General features: G+C 72.4%; 18 protein-coding genes and 1 tRNA gene. 6 read left to right on the forward strand and 13 right to left on the reverse strand.

Features of this window, described 5'->3' with window-relative positions; translation table 11 throughout:
• Nucleotides 1–168, forward strand: a 168-nt coding sequence (locus ACFTZC_RS35305; protein WP_382897142.1) for an ATP-binding protein, incomplete at its 5' end; no start/stop codon positions are given.
• Between the two features lie 227 nt (nt 169–395).
• Entirely contained in the window at nt 396–1640 is a 1245-nt protein-coding gene (locus ACFTZC_RS35310) for a metallophosphoesterase (protein ID WP_382897001.1), read from the forward strand.
• A 68-nt stretch (nt 1641–1708) separates the two neighbouring features.
• Here the strand turns inward: ACFTZC_RS35310 and ACFTZC_RS35315 are convergent, their stop codons facing one another.
• Genes ACFTZC_RS35315 through ACFTZC_RS35325 form a run of 3 tightly spaced genes read right to left on the reverse strand, consistent with a single transcriptional unit; the run spans nt 1709 to nt 4142 of the window.
• Nucleotides 1709–2368, reverse strand: coding sequence for an RraA family protein (locus tag ACFTZC_RS35315; protein WP_382897003.1), 660 nt, complete (start codon nt 2366–2368; stop codon nt 1709–1711).
• A complete protein-coding gene (locus ACFTZC_RS35320; RefSeq protein WP_382897006.1) occupies nt 2365–2760 on the reverse strand; it encodes a RidA family protein in 396 nt (131 codons plus the stop codon). Before ACFTZC_RS35320 ends, ACFTZC_RS35315 begins: the two co-directional genes overlap by 4 nt.
• Entirely contained in the window at nt 2757–4142 is a 1386-nt protein-coding gene (locus tag ACFTZC_RS35325; RefSeq protein ID WP_382897009.1) for an MFS transporter, read from the reverse strand. The genes ACFTZC_RS35320 and ACFTZC_RS35325 overlap by 4 nt, the downstream gene beginning before the upstream one ends.
• 257 nt (nt 4143–4399) lie before the next feature.
• On the opposite strand from ACFTZC_RS35325, the gene ACFTZC_RS35330 reads away from it, so the two are divergent.
• On the forward strand, nt 4400–6076 hold the full coding sequence (locus ACFTZC_RS35330; RefSeq protein WP_382897012.1) for a thiamine pyrophosphate-dependent enzyme: 1677 nt from the start codon (nt 4400–4402) through the stop codon (nt 6074–6076).
• A 200-nt stretch (nt 6077–6276) separates the two neighbouring features.
• Nucleotides 6277–7563 (forward strand): M20 family metallo-hydrolase, encoded by a 1287-nt coding sequence (locus tag ACFTZC_RS35335; protein WP_382897015.1) that lies wholly within the window; start codon nt 6277–6279, stop codon nt 7561–7563.
• Nucleotides 7564–7775: 212 nt separating this feature from the next.
• Here ACFTZC_RS35335 and ACFTZC_RS35340 read toward each other — a convergent pair whose 3' ends face one another.
• Entirely contained in the window at nt 7776–9203 is a 1428-nt protein-coding gene (locus ACFTZC_RS35340; RefSeq protein ID WP_382897017.1) for a gamma-aminobutyraldehyde dehydrogenase, read from the reverse strand.
• A gap of 120 nt (nt 9204–9323) precedes the next feature.
• Nucleotides 9324–9455: a hypothetical protein gene (locus ACFTZC_RS35345; protein WP_382897020.1), complete on the reverse strand. Its 132-nt coding sequence runs from the start codon at nt 9453–9455 to the stop codon at nt 9324–9326.
• A gap of 121 nt (nt 9456–9576) precedes the next feature.
• On the opposite strand from ACFTZC_RS35345, the gene ACFTZC_RS35350 reads away from it, so the two are divergent.
• The gene (locus ACFTZC_RS35350) at nt 9577–10776 is read left to right on the forward strand and encodes a PucR family transcriptional regulator (protein WP_382897023.1); all 1200 of its coding nucleotides are present in this window, start codon (nt 9577–9579) and stop codon (nt 10774–10776) included.
• 95 nt (nt 10777–10871) lie between these two features.
• Here the strand turns inward: ACFTZC_RS35350 and ACFTZC_RS35355 are convergent, their stop codons facing one another.
• From ACFTZC_RS35355 to ACFTZC_RS35370, 4 genes are all read right to left on the reverse strand, one after another.
• Entirely contained in the window at nt 10872–11822 is a 951-nt protein-coding gene (locus ACFTZC_RS35355) for a hypothetical protein (RefSeq protein ID WP_382897027.1), read from the reverse strand.
• A 198-nt stretch (nt 11823–12020) separates the two neighbouring features.
• A complete protein-coding gene (locus ACFTZC_RS35360; protein ID WP_382897030.1) occupies nt 12021–12584 on the reverse strand; it encodes a hypothetical protein in 564 nt (187 codons plus the stop codon).
• Nucleotides 12585–12973: 389 nt separating this feature from the next.
• Nucleotides 12974–13759 carry an SAM-dependent methyltransferase gene (locus ACFTZC_RS35365; RefSeq protein ID WP_382897033.1) on the reverse strand — a complete coding sequence of 262 codons (786 nt, stop codon included), beginning with the start codon at nt 13757–13759 and terminating at the stop codon, nt 12974–12976.
• 589 nt (nt 13760–14348) lie between these two features.
• A tRNA-Pro gene (locus ACFTZC_RS35370) sits at nt 14349–14422 on the reverse strand.
• 110 nt (nt 14423–14532) lie between these two features.
• Here ACFTZC_RS35370 and ACFTZC_RS35375 point away from each other — a divergent pair.
• Entirely contained in the window at nt 14533–15006 is a 474-nt protein-coding gene (locus tag ACFTZC_RS35375) for a DUF309 domain-containing protein (RefSeq protein WP_382897036.1), read from the forward strand.
• Between the two features lie 31 nt (nt 15007–15037).
• Here the strand turns inward: ACFTZC_RS35375 and ACFTZC_RS35380 are convergent, their stop codons facing one another.
• From ACFTZC_RS35380 to ACFTZC_RS35395, 4 genes are all read right to left on the reverse strand, one after another.
• The gene (locus ACFTZC_RS35380) at nt 15038–15682 is read right to left on the reverse strand and encodes a lactate utilization protein C (protein WP_382897039.1); all 645 of its coding nucleotides are present in this window, start codon (nt 15680–15682) and stop codon (nt 15038–15040) included.
• The gene (locus ACFTZC_RS35385; protein WP_382897041.1) at nt 15679–17271 is read right to left on the reverse strand and encodes a LutB/LldF family L-lactate oxidation iron-sulfur protein; all 1593 of its coding nucleotides are present in this window, start codon (nt 17269–17271) and stop codon (nt 15679–15681) included. The genes ACFTZC_RS35380 and ACFTZC_RS35385 overlap by 4 nt, the downstream gene beginning before the upstream one ends.
• Nucleotides 17268–17987: a (Fe-S)-binding protein gene (locus tag ACFTZC_RS35390; RefSeq protein WP_382897043.1), complete on the reverse strand. Its 720-nt coding sequence runs from the start codon at nt 17985–17987 to the stop codon at nt 17268–17270. Before ACFTZC_RS35390 ends, ACFTZC_RS35385 begins: the two co-directional genes overlap by 4 nt.
• A 301-nt stretch (nt 17988–18288) precedes the next feature.
• Nucleotides 18289–21597: a family 78 glycoside hydrolase catalytic domain gene (locus ACFTZC_RS35395; protein WP_382897044.1), complete on the reverse strand. Its 3309-nt coding sequence runs from the start codon at nt 21595–21597 to the stop codon at nt 18289–18291.
• Between the last annotated feature and the right edge of the window lie 13 nt (nt 21598–21610).

Consider the following 21610-nt stretch of genomic DNA (forward strand, 5'->3'; position numbering starts at 1 on the left):
GAACGCTTCGTCCGCCTCGACGACGCCCGCTCCCGCGACCACGGCGGCACCGGCCTGGGCCTCGCCATCGCCCGCGACCTCGCCCACCGCAACCACGGCACCCTCACCCTCACCCCCCGCACCCTCGGAGCATGCTTCCAGCTACGCCTCCCCCGAGCGCCGACGTGAGACGGATCCTCTCGAGGAGAGGCTGTCCGTACGGTTCAGCGAGTTGTGACAAACACTCACCTCACGTCGCCCGAGCGACCTCCCCGAGTGCGGACATGGTCGAGGACCGCCCACCCAGGTACCGGGCTCCGCGCGGAGCACGCGAGAGGCCGGCTCGTCCAGGGGTCCGGCCCCGAGGGCGACCGGATACAGTGCGCGGGACGGCAGCCTGGTATGTGAGGGGAAGCGTGACCGACACCAGCGACACCCGACCCGCCGACAGGGAAGCGCAAGCGCCGCGGCCGAGCCCACTGCACCGCCTGATGCGCTACCTCCCCCTGATCGCCCCCGTCCTGCTGTGGGCTGTGCCCTGCTGGGTGCTCCTGCACAGCGGCCAGCACTGGCCGCTGCCCGTCACGCTCGCCGGCACCGCCCTGTTCGCCCTCGGCCTCGCCGGTATGCCGCTCGCGATGGCGCGCGGCCACGGCCGACGCCAGCAGGACCGGGCGGCGATCGTCGGTGACACCCTGCTGGGCACGAGTTGGGTTCTGTTCACCTGGTCCATTCTGCTCGGCGTCCCCTTGAGGCTCGTCCTGAGCGTGGCCGGCGTCGACGGGAGTCAGGACCGGGCCCGAATGGCCACGTGGTCCGTCCTCGGCATAGCCGCCGTACTCCTCGCCTGGGGGTACGCCGAAGCCCGCCGCGTGCCACGCGTACGCCGACTCGACGTGCAACTCCCGCGGCTGGCCGCCGGGTTGGACGGCACCCGTGTCGTCCTCATCACCGACACCCACTACGGCCCCCTCGATCGCACCCGCTGGTCGGCACAGGTCTGCGAGAAGGTGAACACCCTGGAGGCCGACCTGGTCTGCCACACCGGTGACATCGCGGACGGCACGGCCGCACGCCGCCGCGCCCAGGCCCTCCCCCTCGGTACCGTGCGGGCCACCCGGGCCCGTGTCTACGTCACCGGCAACCACGAGTACTACAGCGAGGCCCAGGGCTGGGTCGACCTGATGGACGAGCTGGGCTGGGAGCCGCTGCGCAACCGCCATCTGCTGCTCGAACGCGGAGGCGACACCCTCGTGGTCGCCGGTGTGGACGACGTCACCGCCGAATCCTCCGGCCTGGCAGGCCACCGCGCCCACCTCGCCGGAGCCCTGGACGGCGCCGACCCGGACCTACCCGTCCTGCTCCTGGCACACCAGCCCAAGTTCGTCGGCCAAGCGGCAGCCGAGGGCATCGACCTCCAGCTCTCCGGCCACACCCACGGCGGCCAGATCTGGCCCTTCCACCACCTGGTCCGCCTCGACCAGCCCGCCCTCGCCGGTCTCAGCCACCACGGCACCCGCACCCTCCTCTACACCAGCCGCGGCACCGGCTTCTGGGGCCCGCCCTTCCGCGTCTTCGCCCCCAGCGAGATCACCCTGCTCGTGCTCCGCTCCCCGCACCCGCCCACCCGATACGCGGCTGCGCCCGCCCCGAAGGATTGACGCAGCCCCTCGCGCACCGGGAACGGCTCCGGAAGTCCGCCGGCCGGGACAGTCCGACGTCCTCCTCCTCAGCCCAGGTGGAGGAGTTCCTCCAAGGCCTCCCCCTCCCTGATCCTGCGGAGCAGGTCCGGCTCCGCCGTGTCCGAGAGTTCGGCCCGGTGCAGAACGCCCGCGAGGACGTCGGGGGCCAGAGCGATGACACCGTTGGCGTCGCCGAGGACGATGTCGCCCGGCTCGATCCGTACACCGCCGACGTCGGCGGGGACCTGTCGGCGCGCCCGTGTGCCGTCGAGCCGCTTGGTCGTGAGGCAGGTCGTACCGCGTGCGTGGACGGGAATGCCCGTGCGGGGGTCCCGGAGCGCGTCCACGTCGGTGACGGCTCCGTCGACGAGGATGCCCGCCGCCCCGCGGGCCCGTGCGGCGGCGGCCGTCACCGCGCCGACCACCGCATGGGTGTGATCGCCGCCGGTGTCGATGACCAGTACCTCGGCAGGACGCAGTGCGAGGATGGCGCGGTTGACCGCCGTGGCGTCCGGTGCTCCGAGTACGAGGGTGGCGGCGGTTCCGATCATGCGGTCCGCCAGACCGGTCCGGCGGAGCGCCGGATCCAGGAACCCGTCCTCCAGGAAGTGCCCGAGCGTCGGGAAGTCGACACCGGCCGCGCGCGCCAGGAGGTGCGGCGTACCGGACGGGCCGTCGGCACCGCGATCGCGGCGGCCGTCGGTCACGGTCCCACTCCCCCGTCCGAGGCGACCACAGCGATGCAGTCGATCTCCATCGAGACGCCCCAGAGCCCCACGCACACGGTCGTCCGCGCGGGACGGTGCCCCGCCATGAAACGCGCGTACTCGTGGTTGTAGGTGTCGATCTGGTCCGGGGAACTCAGATAGGCGTTGACCTTCACGATACGGTCGAGTCCGGAGCCGGCGGCCGTCAGTACGGAGCCGAGGTGCCCGAGGGTCGCGCGCACCTCGTCCGCGAAGGATCCGATCCGTTCCCCGGGGGCCGCGGGGATCTGGCCCGTGGTGAAGACGAACCCTCCGGCCGACGTCGCCTGTACGTACGGGCCGACGGCGTCCGGTACACCCGGGGCCGAGGCGAATCGTGCGATGCGGGTCACGCGGCGGTCTCCTCGTCCGGTGTCGCGGATGCGGTGTCTTCCTCTTCCATGCCGCCGAATCGCGTTTCGGAGAGCAGGAAGAGCGCCGCCAGGGACACCAGCGCGGCGGTGAGTATGTACCAGGCGATGGACGAGCTGTCTCCCGTGAGGGACAGCAGCCAGACGGTGATCGCCGGGGTCGCCGCGGATCCCAGGAGACCGGACAGCATATAAGCGACCGACAGGCCCGAGTAGCGGACCCGTGTGCCGAAGAGTTCGGCCAGAAAGGTCGCGATGGGGCCGTAGTTGGCGGAGAAGGCGACCGCCATGAGGCCGTACGCCACGAAGGCGAGGGGCGCCGAGCCGGTGTCGAGGAGCCAGAAGAACGGGAAGGCCAGCAGGGCCTCCGCGGCGATGCCGGCGTAGATCACCGGCTTGCGGCCGAAGCGGTCGGAGAGGTGTCCGAAGAGAGGAATGCACACGAAGGCGAGGGCGCAGGCCGCCATGGCCACGCCCAGCATCAGATTCTTCGAATGCCCCAGCTCCTGGGCTCCGTAGCTCACACCGGAGGTGATCATCAGGGTGAAGGTCGAGCCCGTGGAGAGTGTCGCGACGCCGCCCAGCAGCACCTGGCGCCAGTACCGGCGCATGAGGACGAAGAAGGGGATCCTGGCCTTCGTCCCGGTCTCCCTGACGGCCTGGAACGTCGAGGTCTCCTCGATGTGCAGCCGGATGTAGATGCCGACGGCCACGAGGACCGCGGAGACCAGGAACGGAATGCGCCAGCCCCACGCGAGGAGTTGGGCGGTGTCGGTGTGCGTGGCCACCAGCAGGAAGACCGCGTTGGCGAGCAGGGTACCGATCGGCACCCCGATCTGGACCGTCGAGCCGAAGAAGCCTCGCCGGTCGGCCGGCGCGTGTTCGACCGTCATCAGGACGGCGCCGCCCCACTCACCGCCCAGGGCCAGGCCCTGGAGGAAACGGAGCGCGAGCAGAAGGAGGGGGGCGGCGACTCCGATGGTGTTGTAGTCCGGCACGAGACCGATCGCGAACGTCGCGGCCCCCATCATCATGAGGGAGATCAGCAGCATGGACTTACGGCCGACGCGGTCGCCGAAGTGGCCGAAGAGGACGGCGCCGACCATCCGTGCCAGATAGGCGGAGGCGAAGGTGAGGAAGGCCAGGATCGTGCCGACCGTGCCGTCCAGCTGCGGAAAGAAGATCTTGTCGAACACGAGCGCCGAGGCCGTGCCGAAGACGAAGAGGTCGTACCACTCGACGGTGGTACCGATCACGCTCGCCACGGCGATCTGACGCATCTTCCGTGGCTCGGGCCGGGTGCCGGAGCCGGGCGGGGGCGGGGCGGAGGCGGGGAGAGCGGGTGCGGGACTGCGGGTCGTCATGGAGCGCTCCGTTTCGGGCACGGGTCGTCGACGGCTCTGCTTGCGCGGAATGGATTGGTCAACCTTGTGGTGTGCCCGGTCCGGCCGCAAGGAGCATTCGTACAGGGCTGACAGCGGCGGGGTGTGCAGATGCCCAGTGCTGTGCATCTGCACACTCGACGGCCGCCGATCGGGATGAGTTGGTCCGGTGTCACCGGCACCGCCGGTCCCGATGATGAGTGGGCAGTGTGGACTCGACGAAGGAATGAGCAGCGATCGTGAGTGTCGAATCTCCCCCGCAGCCGGTATCGGCCGGCCATCTGATCGTCAGGCAACTGGAGCGCGAGGGCATCCGCCGTGTGTACGGCGTTCCCGGGGAGTCCTACCTCGATGTCCTCGACGGCCTGTACGACTCGGACATCTCGATGGTCGTGACACGGCACGAAGGCGGTGCGGGTTTCATGGCGCTGGCCGAGGGCCGGCTGACCGGCCTGCCCGGCGTGGCGCTCGTCACCCGGGGCCCCGGGGCCGCGAACGCGTTCATCGCCGTGCACACGGCCCACCAGGACGCGACGCCCCTGCTCCTGTTCGTGGGGCTGATCCCGGTACCGGACCGCGGGCGGGAGGCGTTCCAGGAGTTCGATCTCGCGGGGTGGTTCGGCAGTACGGCGAAGAAGGTGGTCACCCTGGACGACCCGTCCGCCGCGGCCCGGGTCGTCGCCGAATGCGTGCACATCGCCCGGAGCGGACGCCCCGGCCCCGTCGTGATCGGCCTTCCCGAGGACGTACTCACCCGTACGGTCGGCACGGCGCGTTCCGTCGAACCGCTCTCGGTGGCCCGGCCGCGCGCTTCCGGGGCCCAGTTGACGGAGCTGGCCGAGCGTCTGGGGCGGGCCCGCAGGCCGCTGGCCGTCGTCGGGGGCGAGGGGTGGACCGCCGCGAGCGGTGCGGCTCTCGTCCGGTGGGCGGCGGCGCGTTCGGTGCCCGTCGTCTGCGACTTCCGCGCGTACGACGCGGTGCCTCATGAACTCGACGGCGGGGACGCCTTCGTGGGCTCCCTCGGCTACGGCCGTGGTGAGCACGCCGCCGCTCTGCTGGACGACGCCGACCTCACGGTCTTCCTCGGCACCCCGCGTACCGATGTCCTCAGCGACGGCTACCGCCGCGGTCTCGACTCGGAGACGGTGCTGGTGCTGCCCGGTGACGCGCTCGGGCACTCCGGCCGCGTCGATCAGTTCATCGCGGCGGACGCCCCGGGCTTCGCTCTCGATCTCGCGGAGTCAGGACCCACCACGCCGGCCCGGCCGTCGGGGGCGGCCCCGGGCCGGCTCGAAAAGGCCCGGGAGGCGTTCCTCCGTTTCAGCTCCCCGGCTGCCGCGACCGCCGAGGCGAAGGGAGGTCCCTATGTCGACATGACCGCGGTGATGCGGGTCCTGCGCGCGGAACTCACCCACGACGCCGTCATCACCTTCGGCGCCGGGAATCACGCCCTGTGGCCCTCCCGCTATCTGCCCCACCGGTCGCCGTCGTCGCTGGTGGCGCCCCGGAACGGGGCGATGGGGATGGGCGTCCCGGCCGCCGTGGCGGCCTCCCTCGCCTTTCCCGGCCGGGAGGTCGTGTCCGTCGCGGGCGACGGTTGCTTCATGATGAACGGCCAGGAGATGGCGACGGCCGTGGGCTACGGAGCCTCGCCCATCGTGCTCGTGGTCGACAACGGCTGCTACGCGACGATCCGGGAGCACCAGGAAGGCGCGTACCCGGGGCGTCCTTCGGGTACGCACCTGACCAATCCGGATTTCGCCGCGTGGGCCCGTTCCTACGGGGCCTTCGGTGAATCGGTGTGTGCGACCGGGGAGTTCCGCGCGGCGTTCCTGCGGGCTCGCGCGAGCGGTCTGCCCGCCGTGCTCCATCTGTTCCAGGACCCGGCCACGCGCGCGCCGTCCGCGGTGCTCTGACACACCACGCGCCCAGGTCCGCAGCACAACACACCCAAGGTCCGGACACCGCACATCCGGGGTCCGGACACCGCATGCCCGCGGTCCTGAGACCGCACGCCCGCCCTACTCCGGACCCGGGCCCGCCCCCGGTCCGGCTCTCCGGGCCCGGCGGGCCGGGGCCCGTGCCCCTCACCCGTACCACCTGAGAGGAAGCCACCGTGAAGTCACCGACCCCGTCCACCGCCACCTCGTCCCCCCGGACCGCGCTCAGCCCCGCGGACGAGGCGTTCGTCAAGGATTTCGCCACGATGAGCACCTTCGGGGCCACCGCCGCCGGCGGCGTGGACCGACAGGCCGCGAGTCCGGACGACGTGAGTCAGCGGCGCTGGCTGGCCGGGCTGCTGGAGGCGCACGGTCTGCGGGTGGCGTACGACCGGATCGGCAATCAGTTCGGGCTGCTGGAGCGCGTGCCCGGGGCCCCGTTCGTCGTCGTCGGTTCGCACATGGACTCGCAGCCGACCGCGGGCCGGTTCGACGGCGCGTACGGCGTACTCGCGGCGGCGCACGCGGCGTTCCGGCTGGCCGAGGAGTGGGAGCGGTCCGGCGATGTGCCGCGGTTCAACATCGCCGTCGTCAACTGGTTCAACGAGGAGGGCTCGCGCTTCGTCCCGTCCATGATGGGCAGTTCGGTCTTCACCGGGAAACTGTCTTTGGAGCAGGCCCTCGCCACCCGTGACCGGGACGGTGTGTCGGTGCGGGAGGCCATGGAGCCGACCGGCTTCCTGGGGGACGAGGACGGTCCGCCGGCGGCGTTCTGCGTGGAGATCCATATCGAGCAGGGCCGGAACCTGGAGAACTCCGGCGTCACGATCGGGCTGGTGACCTCCAGCTGGGCCGCGAACAAGTACGCGTTCGTCGTGACCGGCGATCAGGCCCACTCGGGCGCGACACTGATGGAGGACCGTCGTGACGCGCTGCTCGGCGCGTCCCTGCTCGTCGTCGCGGCCCGCGAGATCGCCGACCGGTTCCCCGGCGTCCTGCACACCTCGGTGGGACAGCTCGACGTCTACCCCAACTCGCCGGTGGTCGTGGCCTCCCGGGTCTCTCTCCTGCTCGACCTCCGCTCCGCCGACGAGTCGGTGCTCGAAGAGGCCGACGCACTGCTCCACCGGAGGATCACGGAGATCGAGGAGACCGCCCGGGTGACGGTCGAACGCCACCACTCGCACAGCTGGGGTGTCACGTCCTACCAGCCGAACGGCGTCGAGCTGGCGCGCCGCGGCGCGAAGCGGCTCGGCCTCTCCCACACCGACGTCATGACGGTGGCGGGCCACGACTCGATCAACATGAGGGATCTCGTGCCGACGGTGATGCTCTTCGTACCGTCCTCGGAGGGGGTCTCCCACAACGAGCTGGAGTTCACCACCGACGAGGACATGGTCGCCGGTCTCGCCCTGCTCACCGAGGTCGTACGGAGTGTGGCGACCGGCGAACTCGCCAGGTGATCCGGAGGAACGCTCCCCGGGCTCCACGCGTCGCGGTCGGCACACGACCGGGACGGGTGGGGCCCGTTCCGTATGCGCGCGGCCCGCGCCGGCCGCCTCCGTGAGGCGGTGCGCACGAGCGCCCCCGCCCGTGCGGTACGGGCGGGGGCGCTCGGAGCAGCCGGCTTCCCCCGGTCGGTGGCGCGGACCGGAGGAGCCGAACCGGCCGTCGGTCAGGGGGCGTTGTGGGAGACGGTCACATGCTTGACACGCGTGTAGTCGTCGAGTCCGTAACGGCTCAGATCACGCCCGGTCCCCGACTGCTTGTATCCGCCGTGCGGCAACTCCGCCAGGATCACCTGATGGCAGTTGAGCCAGACGACACCGAAGTCGAGCTCCGCGCTGATCCGCGTGGCCCGGCCCAGGTCCGCGGTCCACACGCTGGAGGCAAGCCCGAAGTCGACACCGTTCGCGAGTTCCAGCGCCTCTTCCTCGGTGTCGAAGGGCTGGACGGTGACGACCGGGCCGAAGGTCTCCTGCTGGACCACCGCGTCGTCCTGTCGCACTCCGGAGACGACCGTCGCGGGGAAGAAGTAGCCGGGGCGGTCCAGCAGCCTTCCGCCGGTCTCCACGACGGCGTGCGGCGGCAGTTCGGCGATGACCGCGGAGACCCGTTCGGCCTGGTCCGCGCTGTTGAGCGGGCCGTGGAAGGCGTTCTCGGACGGGTCACCGGTACGGGTGGTGCGCGCCGCCCCGACCAGGGCGGTGAGGAGCGCGTCATGGGCCCCGCGCGCCACGAGCACCCGGGTGACGGCCGTACAGTCCTGGCCCGCGTTGAAGAACGCGGCGTCGGCGAGGGCCCGCGCGGTGCGCACCGGATCGACGTCGGCGAAGACGATGGCGGGGGCTTTCCCGCCGAGTTCGAGGTGGATGTTCTTCAGGTCGGCCGCGGCGGCGGACATGACCTGGGAGCCGGCCCGGGTGCTGCCGGTGAGGGCGACCATGTCGACGTCCGGATGGGAGACCAGGGCACGCCCGGTGTCCCGGTCACCGCAGACGATGTTGACCACGCCGGGCGGGAACACCCGGGCGGCCAGTTCCCCCAGCAGCACGGTGGACCACGGGGTGGTGTCGGACGGTTTCAGTACGACGGTGTTTCCGGCGGCGAGGGCGGGGCCGAGTTTCCACACCGCCATCATCAGCGGGTAGTTCCACGGCGTCACCTGCCCGATCACCCCCACCGGCTCCCGCCTGACGTACGACGTGTGGCCCTCCGTGTACTCGCCCCCGGCCATTCCTTCCAGCACCCGGGCGGCACCGGCGAAGAAGCGCAACTGGTCCACGCATCGGTCGATCTCCACCGCTCGGGTCGCCCGCGGCGGTTTTCCGGTGCCGCGTACCTCCGCGGCCAGCAGCCGCTCGGCGTGCTCCGCCACGAGGTCTGCCAGGCGCAGCAGCGCCGCTTGGCGCCCGGCCGGGGTGACGCGCCGCCACGTGGTGAACGCGCGGCGGGCGGCGGACACCGCGGCGTCCACATCGCCGGCCGACGACCGGGGCGCGGTCCCGTAGACCTCGCCGGTGGCGGGGTCGGTGAGGTCCATGCGCGCCGTGACGTGGGCCGTCTCGCCGTTGACGATGTTGTGCAGGGTCAGGTCGGACATGCGGGAACTCCTTGTGGATCAGTGACCGTACGGGGCGGGAGGACGGCTGCCCGTGGGCCGGCGTGCGGTCGGTCCGGGTTTCGGCGGCGTCGGCCGGCGGAGGGTGGTCGGGGCCGCTCCTCACGCGCCGGCCATGTCGGACGGTGCGTGACGGTCCCCGCGGCGGCGTCGCGGTCTCGCGGCCCGGGAGCCGCCGACCGTACAGCTCGCGAGGAGGACGAGGAGCAGGGCGACGCCCCAGGGCGTGTGCACGGCCGTAACCTCCTGGCGAGTGTGGCATCGGGTGCCGTTTTCCCGGGTTCCTCAGCATTCCGGTACGACGGAGGACCGCCAACGTTGAAACATCGCCGATGCGGAGGCCAGGATTGTGCACATGCACGATCACCTCCAGGCACTGCCTGCTCCGACCCCCCGGGTCGTCCAGGTCGCGAAAGACTGTCTCGACGACATCGACCTGCTCACCGGGGAGTGGATCGACGTCGTCCGTCCGGTGCGCTCCGCCTATGCCGACCGGGTGCCCGACCAGGAGTTCCGCGACGCGGCGCGGCACGCGTTCGAGCTTCTGCTGCGCACGGTCGCACAGCTGCGCATCCCCGAGGACGTGGCGTCGGTGTCCGAGCGGGTCGGTGAGCGGCGCGCGCGCCAGGGCGTACCGCTGGAATCGCTGCTGGACGCCGCCCGTCTCGACTTCCGGGTCGTGTGGGGAGCCATGGTGAACCGGGCGGACCCGTCGGACATGGCGCAGCTGGTCGCCTCCGCCTACCACGTCTGGGAGGCGGTGGAGCGGCATGTGACCGGCATCATGCGGGCGTACCAGCGTACGGTGCTGGAGATGGGCCGGCGCGCGGAGGACGAGCGGCGGATGTGGTTCTCGCGCCTGCTGGACGACGCCGGCCACAACCCCACGGTGGTACGTGACGCGGGCCTGGCCCTCGGCTTCGACGGCGCGGGCCGCTTCCTGTGTGCCGCGGCCGCCGCACGGGACGGCGCCCGGCTGCTGCGGGCGACGGCCGCGCTGCGTGCCTCCGGTGTGGTCCTCCAGCAGCAGCCCGTCGCCTCGGACGAGGTACTGACCGTGCAGCTGGGCCCCCGGGTCACACCACGCAGTGTGCTGGCTCAGCTGAACGATGTCCCGTGCGGGGTGTCACCCGTGGTGGCGGGACTGGCCTCGGTACCGCGCGCGGTGCAGCTCGCCACTGCCACGACGCGGGTGCTCCCTGCCGGAGCCTCGGGGCCCCGCAGGCTGGAGGACAGCTGGCTCGATGTGATGGTCCACGGTACGGAGGAGCTGAGCGCCGAACTCGCGCACGATGTGCTGGGCGGGCTGGACGCGGAAGGGATGGCGGAGGTCGAGACGGCCCGGCTGCTGGAGACGGTCCGGGTGCATCTGGCCGGCAGCGGCTCCATCGTGGACACGGCCACCGCTCTGTACTGCCACCGCAACACGGTGCAGCAGCGCTTCCGGCGTTTCCACGAACTGACCGGCCGGGACGTGCGCCGCCCCGAGGACGCCGCGCTGATCGCCCTCGCGCTGCGGGTCCGGGCCCAGCGCCCCCGGACACAGCAGAGCTGAGGAAGGGTGCCGCCGCGCCGGGGACGTACCGGCACGGCGGCCGTCGGTTTCGGACGTCCCGTCGGCCGACCGGGGAGATCGCCTGATGTCCTGGGTCAGCCCCCGCTGGGTATGAGGGTGGTGATCACAGCGGTGGCGAAGGGGGAGAGAACGCTCAGAAGGGCGATCGGGTTTCTCACGAACCGCGCGTCGATGTGGAGTTGCTCCTCCATCCGGGCCCTGGACGCGATCAGCTCCTCGTCGAGGAGCCCCGAATCGGGCGGGGGCAGTGTCCGCTCCACGAGGGACACCGCCCAGGCCCGCCAGGCGAGTACCAGGGGCAGCAGAACAGCGACCAGAAGGGCGGCGATGAGCGCGCCGTACCCCAGGACGAAGTACGGCGGGAAGCCGTCCGGCTCGACGGCTCCGGAACCGATCAGCGCCAGACGCAGGGCGCCCGTGGTGAGGACGGACGTCGACACGGTCAACGACAGCGCGAGTGCACTCCTCTCGATGACGCGCCACACGGTCAGAACGCCGCTGACGGCCCCGGCGACGGCCGAGGGATCGGCCGTACCGTCCGGGAGCGTCTCCCGCGCCGCCCGCCCGGTCTTCTCCTGGGCCAGCCAGATCGACAGCACCCACGGAGCCGCGGCCACCGCACCGGAGACGATGAACACGTTGACGACCGCCGGAAAGTGACGGATCGGCACCTGGAAGGAAGTGCCCTGGGCGATCCGGTCGAGCATCATCCCCGCGGTCAGCACGAGAACGGCGTACGCCGAGATCGAGGCCGTCCACCAGCTTCGCCCCCGCCGCCAGGATGCGGGGAGCGCCCGGACGGTCCTGACCCCCCGGCCGAGCGCGGCGATCCAGAGGACGGAGGAGAGGGCGGCCGTGGCAGCCCAGAGACGGAAGTCGTGCTCGACGAAGGCGTCGTCGCGTGAGTTGAGCTGCCCGAAGAGAAGCAGGCCGTGGAAAACGAGGCCGCCGAGCAGGGCGAACACCGTGGCCCGTGCCGCCGGAGAAGCCCACCATGTGCGGATACCGTCCCGGATCGCCACCATGCCCCCCAGCACCCTTGGCCGATGCCCCTATTGTGCTCGCCCGCACCGGGCCGGTGAAGGCCACGCCCGGGGAGGGGCGGTGACGCCGCGGTGGTTCCGGGACCACTCGCGCTCAGCGGGCGTACGGGACGACGCGCGCGGGCGGCAGGGGACGGCCGCCCCGCACGGGTGCGGCCCTGCGGCGGCGGGCCGCATCTCTCACTCCGAGCAACTGCCCGCGGAGCCGTCGGCCGCGGAGGTGACGGAGACGCGGTAGCCCGTTCCGGAGCCGAACTCGGGCCCGGCCTCGCTGTCTTCCGCGTCGAGGATCTCCGCGGTGAGGAAGTAGACGTCCAGCACCGTCGCGTCGTCCGTCCCGCCGCGGGTGAAGCACAGGTTCGCGGGCCGACCGCTCTTCGACGACTGCCGGGTGGCCTGCGACGGCTGCCAGCCCTCACGCTCGGCCGCGGCTCGGTAGTACCGGGTCACCTCGGCCTTCCCGCCGGGCGAGACGTAGGTCCGCTCGGCATACAGCCACGCCTCGCCGCTGTCCTCCCAGCAGCCGGCCTCGGGATCCTCGAAGCCCCGGGGCACGACCGCCCCTCGGGGGCGCGACCCGAGCACGCCGTAGGACGTCAGTTCGCCGACCCGGCTCTCGGTACCGGCGCACCCCGAGGCGGAAGCAGCGTCCGCGAGACTCCGGCATCCGGTGAGAACTCCGGCCGCGCACACGACCGTCAGCAGGAGAACGGTGCGCCCGCGGATTGCCGTACGAGGTACCACGCCGACTCCTGGGCGACAGGCCGGGGCAGCCGACTCGACCACCCCGGTACCGGATACGTCCGGCCGGTGACCTTACCCTGGTCGCGCGCCGGCCGGCGCCGGAACGCGACTCCCGTGCGACGAGCCGAGCGCCGTGATCCCCCACCGGCCGCGTCGCAGCGCTTGGTCCTTTCGCACCGGGCCAGGGCACCGGGGGCAGCCCCTCGGCATCCTCCACATCCCCGTCGTACAGCGGCATGTCGAAATCACGCATCCTGGCCAGGTCGGCCTCGGCACCGGTCCCGGTGATCGGCTCCGACGCGAGCGAGGCGAGCCGCGGTCACACCGGCGCGGTGACACGTCTCGTCACACCGGCTCGATGACGCGTACGAGGGCCCCGCAACCCGCCGTCACTCCTTGCGGGCGACGTATCCCCACTGGTCCACGTCCGGATCCGGCGCCCCCTCGGGATACCAGCGGTTGATCGGTCCGAGGCCCGGCGGGAGGACCGTGAGCCCGGCGGCCATCGCCGCCATCTCCTCGGCGGTGGAGGCCACGTACGGGATCGTGCCCGAGTCCGCGTACCGTCGGTTCGCTTCGTCGACCTCCGGTGAGGCGAGGGTGGTGCACAGGACCAGATGGCTGCCGGGGGCCAGGCGGCCCATGTAGGTCCGCACCAGGTCCGCCGCGGCGGACGCGTCCGGGATGTGGCCGATGGTGGACATCAGCAGCAGCGCCACCGGTGCCTCCAGGTCCAGGGTCCGCGCCGCGTGCCCCAGTACCGCGTCGGGGTCGGTCAGGTCGGCGTCGACGTAGCCGGTGGCACCCTCGGGCGTGCTGGTCAGCAGTGCGCGGGCGTGCTGGAGGACGATGGGGTCGTGGTCGACGTAGACGATCCGGGAGTCGGGGGCGACGCGCTGCGCGACCTCGTGCGTGTTGTCGGCCGTCGGCAGCCCCGCGCCGATGTCGAGGAACTGTCGCACACCGGCGGTGGCCAGATGACGGACCGCCCGCCCGAGGAACGCCCGGGAGGCGCGGGCGAGGTCGCGCGCCGCCGGGTACTCCCGCAGCATCAGTTCGGCGAGTTCCCGGTCGGCCGGGAAGTGGTCCCTGCCGCCGAGGAGGTAGTTCCAGAAGCGGGCGCTGTGCGGAACATCGGGCTGGAGGTCCAGGTCCTGAGGGAGATCATCCGTCATGGGGCAGATCCTTCCGGAGCGGTGGTCGGGTGGCCGGGCCGCCATGAGCGCCGCGACGACGTCCCCAGTGACCCGGCGCGGCACGGACGGCCCTCGGAGGGTTCTTCCGGGCATCGTCCGCGACCGGTGTCCCGCAACACCACTGCCGGAACCACTGCTCGCGCCGACGACCCGAGAACTCATATCACTCCCAGCGGAGTTGGACCATCCCCGATGGCCCCGGCCACCGGCCGGCTTCTCCGACCGCGCTGGTGCGCGGCAGCAGCGCGCGGGGCGGTGCCCCGCTCGCCGTGGCCGCGATACCCGGCCAAGAGCCCCGTTATCACCCACGTTGCCGACGGTGCAGCGGCCCTCCCCGGGCATCCGCTGGATACGGGGGGGGGACCCACACCTCAGTGACATCGGGGCCGACGAAGGCAAGAAGGCAGTCCTGCGCGGTCCGCGCCCCCTCACCCTCGCCGTCCAGCAGGCGCCAGCACGCCGCCGCTGGACCCCGTGGTCCCCAACTGGTTCCCAACTGGTCCCCAAGAAGCACGAAAAGGCGGTACCGGATTTCTCCGATACCGCCTGCGACCTGCGAAAACACAAGTCGGGACGACAGGATTTGAACCTGCGACCCCTTGACCCCCAGTCAAGTGCGCTACCAAGCTGCGCCACGTCCCGATGCGCGTCCTGTCTCCCGGGAAGATCTTCCCTGGTGACCGGCCACGCGGAGAACATTACCTCACTCCGCGCCACGGAAGGACACGGCCCGTTCGCGCGACAATCGGTGCATGAGGGAAGAACGACGGGACCGTGACAGCGAGGGGCGGGCGCGCAGCGCGCGGCCCCGGGACGGGTTGGGGCGGCCGTTGCCCTACGGGGCTCCTGGGGTGGAGCGGCAGCCGGAGGGGGTCGTGCGCGGCGCCCGGGAGACCCTTCGGGAGGCGCAGCGGCTGCTCGACGCGGGCATGCCCTTCCACGCGCACGAGGTGTTCGAGGACGCGTGGAAGTCGGGGCCCGAGACGGAGCGGGCCCTGTGGCGCGGGATGGCCCAGCTCGCGGTCGGGCTGACGCACGCCGCCCGGGGCAATGCGACGGGCGGGGCGCGGCTGCTGCTGCGCGGGGCGGGGGTGATCGACGCGTATCCGGAGCGTACGCCGCACGGCATCGACATGGCCAGCCTGACGGTGTGGGCCAGGGAGCTGGCGGCGCGCGTCGGAGACGGGCCGGTGGACGCCGTCCGCGAGGCGCCCCGGCTGACCTGACCCGTCCCGCCGCCTCCGGGCCGGGCGTACGTCAGTCCGTGAGCAGGACGACTTCGAGCGTGCGGGGGCCGTGCACCCCCTCGACCCGGTCGAGTTCGATGTCGCTGGTGGCGGAGGGCCCGGAGATCCAGGTGAGCGGGCGGGTCGGGTCCAGGCGCGGCATCGCCTGCGGTACGGAGCCGACCACCTGGTCCGTGGTGCGTACGACGCAGATGTGGTGGTCGGGGACGAGGGTGATCCTGCGGCGGCCCTGGTCCGGCGCCGCGTCGAGGACGAGGGTGCCGGTCTCCGCGATGGCGAGGGCACAGCCGGTGATGACACTGTCGACCGTGTCGAGGGCCCCGGCCGTCGCGCCGGGGTCGTCCGGCACCCGGGTCACCGCCTCGGGCGTCGCGGAGAGCCAGGTCTCCGGGAGCAGCGGGGGTACGAGGACGGTACGGGCGCCCCGGTCGGCCAGGAGACGGGCGACGAGGGCGGGCAGCCCGGCGGTGTCGGTGCGGTGGACGAGGGCGCGGTAGTCGGCGAGGTTCTCGGCGAGCAGGTCGACGATCCGGCTCTCGGGGGTGTGCGTGCCGAGGTAGTCGCGGGGTGCCTCGGGCGCGTCGGGGGCGTCGGCGACCGCGGTGCGGATCCGGGCGAGGATCCGCTCGCGCGAGCCGGCGGGGGTGCTGCTCATGTCCCGTTGTCCTTACGGTTGTCGTGCTCGCCGGTGGAGCCGCCCACGACCCCGTCGCCGGTGCGGGCGCCGGATCCGCCGGTGTCGCGCCGGGCGCTGTCCGCGGTGGCGGTGCCGGCCGGGGCGACCGGGCCGGTCGCGCTGGTCGGGCCGGTCGGGGCTTTCGGGGCTTTCCCGGGGCGGTGTTTCCACCAGTCGCGGAACGACTCGGCCGGCATCCGGGGGAGGTCCCGCGTGTCCGTCCAGGCCCCCGCGCCCGGGAGTCTGGCGGGGTGCAGCGCCCTGGTCCTGGACGCGGCGCGTTCCCCCGCCGCCAGGACGCGGGGATGGTCGAGGACCCAGCCCGCCGCCTTCATCGCCGCCTTCTCCAGCCGGTGCCCCTTGCCCCCCTGGTCCGCGACCCGTTCGCGGAGGTGGACCAGGACCTCGGGGATGTCGATGGCCACCGGGCAGACCTCGTAGCACGCCCCGCAGAGCGAGGAGGCGTACGGCAGCGAGGCGTCGATCTCGCTGTCCGTGCCCCGGAGCTGGGGGCTGAGGATGGCGCCGATCGGGCCGGGGTAGACGGAGCCGTACGCGTGGCCGCCGGCCCGCTCGTACACCGGGCAGACGTTGAGGCAGGCCGAGCAGCGGATGCAGCGCAGCGCCTGCCGGCCCACCTCGTCGGCCAGGGTGTCCGTGCGGCCGTTGTCGAGCAGGACCAGGTGGAAGGTGCTCGGGCCGTCGGTGTCGTGGGTGCCCGTCCACATGCTGGTGTACGGGTTCATCCGCTCCGCCGTCGAGGAGCGCGGCAGTGTCTGGAGGAAGACCTCCAGGTCCCGCCAGCTCGGCACCACCTTTTCGATGCCCACCACCGAGATCAGGGTCTCGGGGAGCGTCAGGCACATCCGTCCGTTGCCCTCGGACTCGAAGACGACGAGGGTGCCGGTCTCGGCGACCATGAAGTTGGCGCCGGAGACACCGACCTTGGCGCGCAGGAACTTCTCGCGCAGGTGGAGTCTCGCCGCCTCGGCGAGTTCGCCGGGGGTGTCGGAGAGGCCGTCGGGGGCCGCCTTGCCCCAGTCGGCCATCCGGTCGCGGAAGATGTCGCGGATCTCGCCGCGGTTGCGGTGGATCGCCGGGACCAGGATGTGGGAGGGCCGGTCGTCGCCGAGCTGCACGATGAGCTCGGCGAGGTCGGTCTCGTACGCGGAGATCCCCTCGGCGGCGAGCGCCTCGTTGAGGCCGATCTCCTGGGTGGCCATCGACTTGACCTTGACGACCTCGGTCTCGCCGGTGGCCTTGACCAGGTCCGCGACGATCCGGTTCGCCTCGTCGGCGTCGGCGGCCCAGTGGACGTGGCCGCCGGCCGCCGTGACCGACTCCTCCAGCTGGACCAGGTAGCGGTCGAGATGGCGCAGTGTGTGGTCCTTGATCCGCTTGCCCGCCTCCCGGAGGCGGTCCCAGTCGGCCAGCTCCGCCACGGCGACGGCGCGCTTGTCGCGGATGGTGTGGGTGGCGTGGCGCAGATTGCCGCGCAGCGTCTCGTTGGCGACGGCTTCCTTGGCGGCCACCGGGAAGGCCGGCATCCCCAGATACGTACCGCTCATGACCAGGGCTCCTCTTCGGTCGACGCCAGGATCTCCGCGAGATGCACGGAGCGCAGCGGGGCGGCCTCGCGGCTCGCGACGCCGCCGATGTGCATCAGGCAGGAATTGTCGGCGCCGCAGAGCACCTCGGCCCCCGTGGAGACGGCGTGCCGGACTTTGTCCTGGCCCATCACGGCGGAAACATCGGAGTTCTTCAGGGCGAAGGTGCCGCCGAAGCCACAGCACTCCGCGGCACCGGGCAGCTCTCTCAGCTCCAGGCCGCGCACCGCTTCGAGGAGTTTCCTGGGACGTTCGCCGAGGCCCAGCAGACGCACTCCGTGACAGGAGGGGTGGTAGGTGACGGTGTGCGGGAAGTACGCCCCGACATCGGTCACGCCCACCACGTCGACCAGGAACTCCGTCAGCTCGTAGGTGCGCGCGGCCAGCGCCGCGGCCGCCTCGCCGCCGATCTTCGGGTAGTGGTGGCGGACCATGGCGGCGCAGGACCCGGAGGGGGTGACCACGTAGTCGTACCCCTCGAAGGCGCTGGTCGTCCGGCGTACCAGCGGCTCCGTCTCCCGCCGGTAGCCGGTGTTGAACTGCGGCTGGCCGCAGCAGGTCTGCGCCTCGGGGAAGTCGACCTCGACACCGAGGCGTTCGAGGAGGCGTACGGTCGCGATGCCGGTGGACGGATACACGGCGTCATTGACGCAGGTGACGAAGAGGGCGGCGCGCATGGGCGGAGCATATGTCGGCTCCGGCGCCGCACGGTAGTCCCCCGCGCGGGGTGAAGGGTTCTCAGACATCCTATGAATGTGTCCGCTCTCGTGGTGCTGTCCCCGGCGGAGCCGGAGGAAGATCTCTGTCATGGGTAGGGGGGGTGGGCGTCCCGGCGGCCGGGTCGCCCGGCGTGCCCGGCGGCGGGGCCCGCCGGGGGGGGGGGGGGGGGGGGCGCCGGGCGGGCCGCGCCGGCCGCGGCCGGGGGGGGGGGGGGGGCGGGGGGCGGGGGGGGCCGGAGGGGCGCCGCGGCAGGTGGGTTCAGGCGCGCCTCACGAACTCCCAGGCACCCTGGCCCGCCCGGTACACCACGAACCCCGGTTCCGTACGGGCGTACGCGGCACCGGCGGGTGCCGTGACCTGGTCGCGGGTGGCGGCCGGTACGTGGATCTCCGCCGTCGCGCCGACCGGGACGCGTACGGAGAGCCGCAGGGTGGTGCCGATCGCCGACCAGGCCACCGACGCCTCGCCCCGGACGGTACGGATCCAGGTGCGGGCCCAGCTGACACCGGTCCGCCCGTCGGGCCGTACGGTGAAGGTCCGGTAGCCCGCGTCCCCGGGGCGCAGCCCGGCGACGTTCTCGTACAGCCACTGGACGACCGTGCCCTGGAAGTAGTGGTCGCGTGAGCGGGAGTCGAGGGGCCACATCTCCCACATGGTGTCGGCGCCGTTGTCGAACCAGTGGCCCCAGCTCGGGTAGGTGCGCTGGGTGGCGACGGCGTGTGCCACGTCGGGACGGCCGTGTGCGCACAGCACGCGCAGCAGCACACTCGTGCCGAGCGCGCCGGTGTTGAGGTGGTCGCCGCGCGCGGTGATGTCCGCGACGAGGCTGTCGACGACCGTGGCGCGGGCGCCGTTCGGGACCAGTCCGAAGGCGAGCGGGAGTGCGTTGGACGTCTGGCGGTACCCGGGGTCCCTCGCGGTCCGGTAGTGGCCGGAGGCGTCGAGGAAGGCGGCGTTGAAGGCGTCCTTCAGGCCGGCCGCCGCAGTCCGGTAGCGCTCCGCGGTCCCGCCGTGGCCGAGCAGGTCGCCCAGCTCGGCCGTGCCGGTGAGCGCGCGGTGGAGATACGCGGTCGCCGTCAGCCGGGTGTCCTCGGGCGGGTTGCCGCCGTAGCCGGGCGGCAGGTAGTCGCCGAGCGCGGTGATCGCGAGGCCGTCGACGAGCCGGGCCAGCTCCCAGTCTAGATAGCGGGTGAGGGTGGCCCAGTGCTCCCGCGCCACCCGGTCGTCGCCGTAGATCCGGTACATCTCCCGTATCAGGAACGGATATACGGTGGTCCACTCGGGCGAGGGGCCGAGGTCGCCGTAGCCCCAGCCGCCGCTGGGCACGATCACCGGAAGCTGTCCGTCGGCGTTCTGGCTGTCCGCCAGGTCACCGAGCCACTTGGTGAGGAAGCGGTGCACCCCGAAGGCGTACTCCATGACGGGCGCCCCGAGTTGGGCGTCGCCCGTCCAGCCGTTCTTCTCGTACATCGGGGTGTCGGTGGGTACGCCGTGCAGATTGTTGAGCAGGGTGCGGCGCATCGCCCGGTCGAGCTGTTCGTAGAACGGCTCCGAGCAGGCGAAGCCGCTGACCTCCGCCACCTTCGTGTGGACGGTCCTGCCCACCACGTCGGCCGGGCGTGGCCGGGTCGGCAACCCGCTGACCTGGACGTACCGGAAGCCCTTGTACGAGAAGGACGGCTCCCACACCTCGGTGGCGCCGCCGCCCGCGCAGATGTACTCGTCGCGCTGGAAGCGGCCCGGCACATGTCCGGTCTCGGCGTGGACGCTGCCGTCCGCCTTCAGTTTCTCGCCGTGGACCAGCGAGACGACGGTGCCGGCCGGGGCCCGTACGCTCAGCCGGCTCCACCCAGCCGTGGTGCGGCCCAGGTCCACAACGTACACGCCGGGGGCGTGCTCCGTGATCGCGGTGGGGGTGTGGGTCGCGATGACCTCGATGGGTTCGTGCGGCTGGGCGCGCAGGGTGCCCCGGGGGGCGGGCTGCTCGGCCGGGTGGCGCCAGGAACGGTCGTCGAAGCCGGGCCGGGTCCATCCCTCCGGGGCCAGTCGGGCGTCGTACGTCTCCCCCGCGTAGAGGGAGTTGGTGAGGGTGGGACCCTCGGTGATGCGCCAGTCGGTGTCGGAGACGACGGTGGTGCGGGAGCCGTCGGGGTGGTCGGCCTCCAGCCGGCACAGCAGGCGCGGTTCGCCGTGCCAGGGCGGCCGGTGCCAGTTCCACACGTTGGGGGTGGTCATGCCGTAGAAGCCACGGCCGAGGGTGACGCCGATCGCGTTGTCGCCACGTCTGAGGAGCGCCGTCACGTCGTGCACCGCGTACAGCACGGTCTCGTCGTAGTCGGTGAAGCCGGGGTCGAGCACCTGCCGGCCGACCCGCTCCCCGTTCAACTCGGCCACGTAGTACGCCAGTCCGCTGATGTAGAGGCGCGCGCGGGTGACGGGTTCGCGTACCGTGAACTCCCTGCGCAGCAGGGGCGCAGGCGCCTCCGGCGCGGCGATCGAGACCCCGTTGCCCCACGGTCCCCGGCCGTAGGGCGCGAGTACGGTGGCCGCGGCCCACCCCGTGTCGTCGAACTCGGTTCGCTCCCAGCCGGGTTGCTCGGTGTCTGTGGTACGCCACCCTTCTCCGGTGGCGAGTTGGCGGACGGCGCCGTCGGTGGTCTCCACCCGCAGGCTCCCGAGCAGTCCGGCCGGATTGGCGGCGGCCCCGCCGCGGTTGGTGGCGACGGCGGCGAGGACGACCGGGGAGCCGCTGTCGGCTGCGGCGCGCACGGCGCCGGTGACATCGGCGGCGGCGCCGGTGCGCCAGGCGTCCACCTGCTCGGGGACGTGCAGGACCTGGCGGCCGTTCAGGTGGAGGGTGAAGTCGTCGTCGGCGGTGGCGACGAGCGTGGCCCGCGCGATGTCCGCGGCCTCGGGAAGGCCGAGGGAGCCGCGGAACCAGCGCGGTCCCACAGGGGCGCCGCCCGTGGTCGCGTCCGCCGTCCAGATCCACGACGCGCCGTCGAAGCCGGGCGGTGCGGCCGGCTGGTCGGCGCCTATCCACCGGGCGTGCCACCGCTCCGCGCCGAGCGCGGTCTCCCACCAGCCGGGGGTGCTCCACGCGGAGGCGCGTCCTGCGCCGTCCCAGACCCGGACCTGCCAGTGGCAGCGGGTACGGGGCGGCAGCGCGGGGCCCGCGTAGGGCACGGCGACGGTACGGTCCGACGCGACCCGGCCGGTGTCCCAGAGGAGTTCACGCCCGGCCAGCAGCGCCCGCCGCCCGGTCGCGGCCCGGATCTGGTAGGCGCTCTGCCGCACGCCCGGGCCGCCGTCGGGCGTGGGGCCCCCGTCGGGCACGGCCCCGAGCACCCAGGACAGCAGGGGGGCGGCGACGTCGGTGCCGAGGACGTGCTCGGCGTACTCGACGGTGGCGGAGTCGATACGGAGCCGCCCGGACCGGCCGCCCTCCCCCGCGGGACCTCCCGACGGGGACGCGGCGGCGGTGCCTGAGCCCATGGCCAGGCCAGCGAGCCCGGCCCCCGCCCCGAGCGCGGAGGTGTGGAGGAGACCCCGGCGTGTCCAGCCCATGCCCATCGCAGCC

This window comes from Streptomyces sp. NPDC056987 (assembly GCF_042673865.1).
GTDB lineage: Bacteria > Actinomycetota > Actinomycetes > Streptomycetales > Streptomycetaceae > Streptomyces.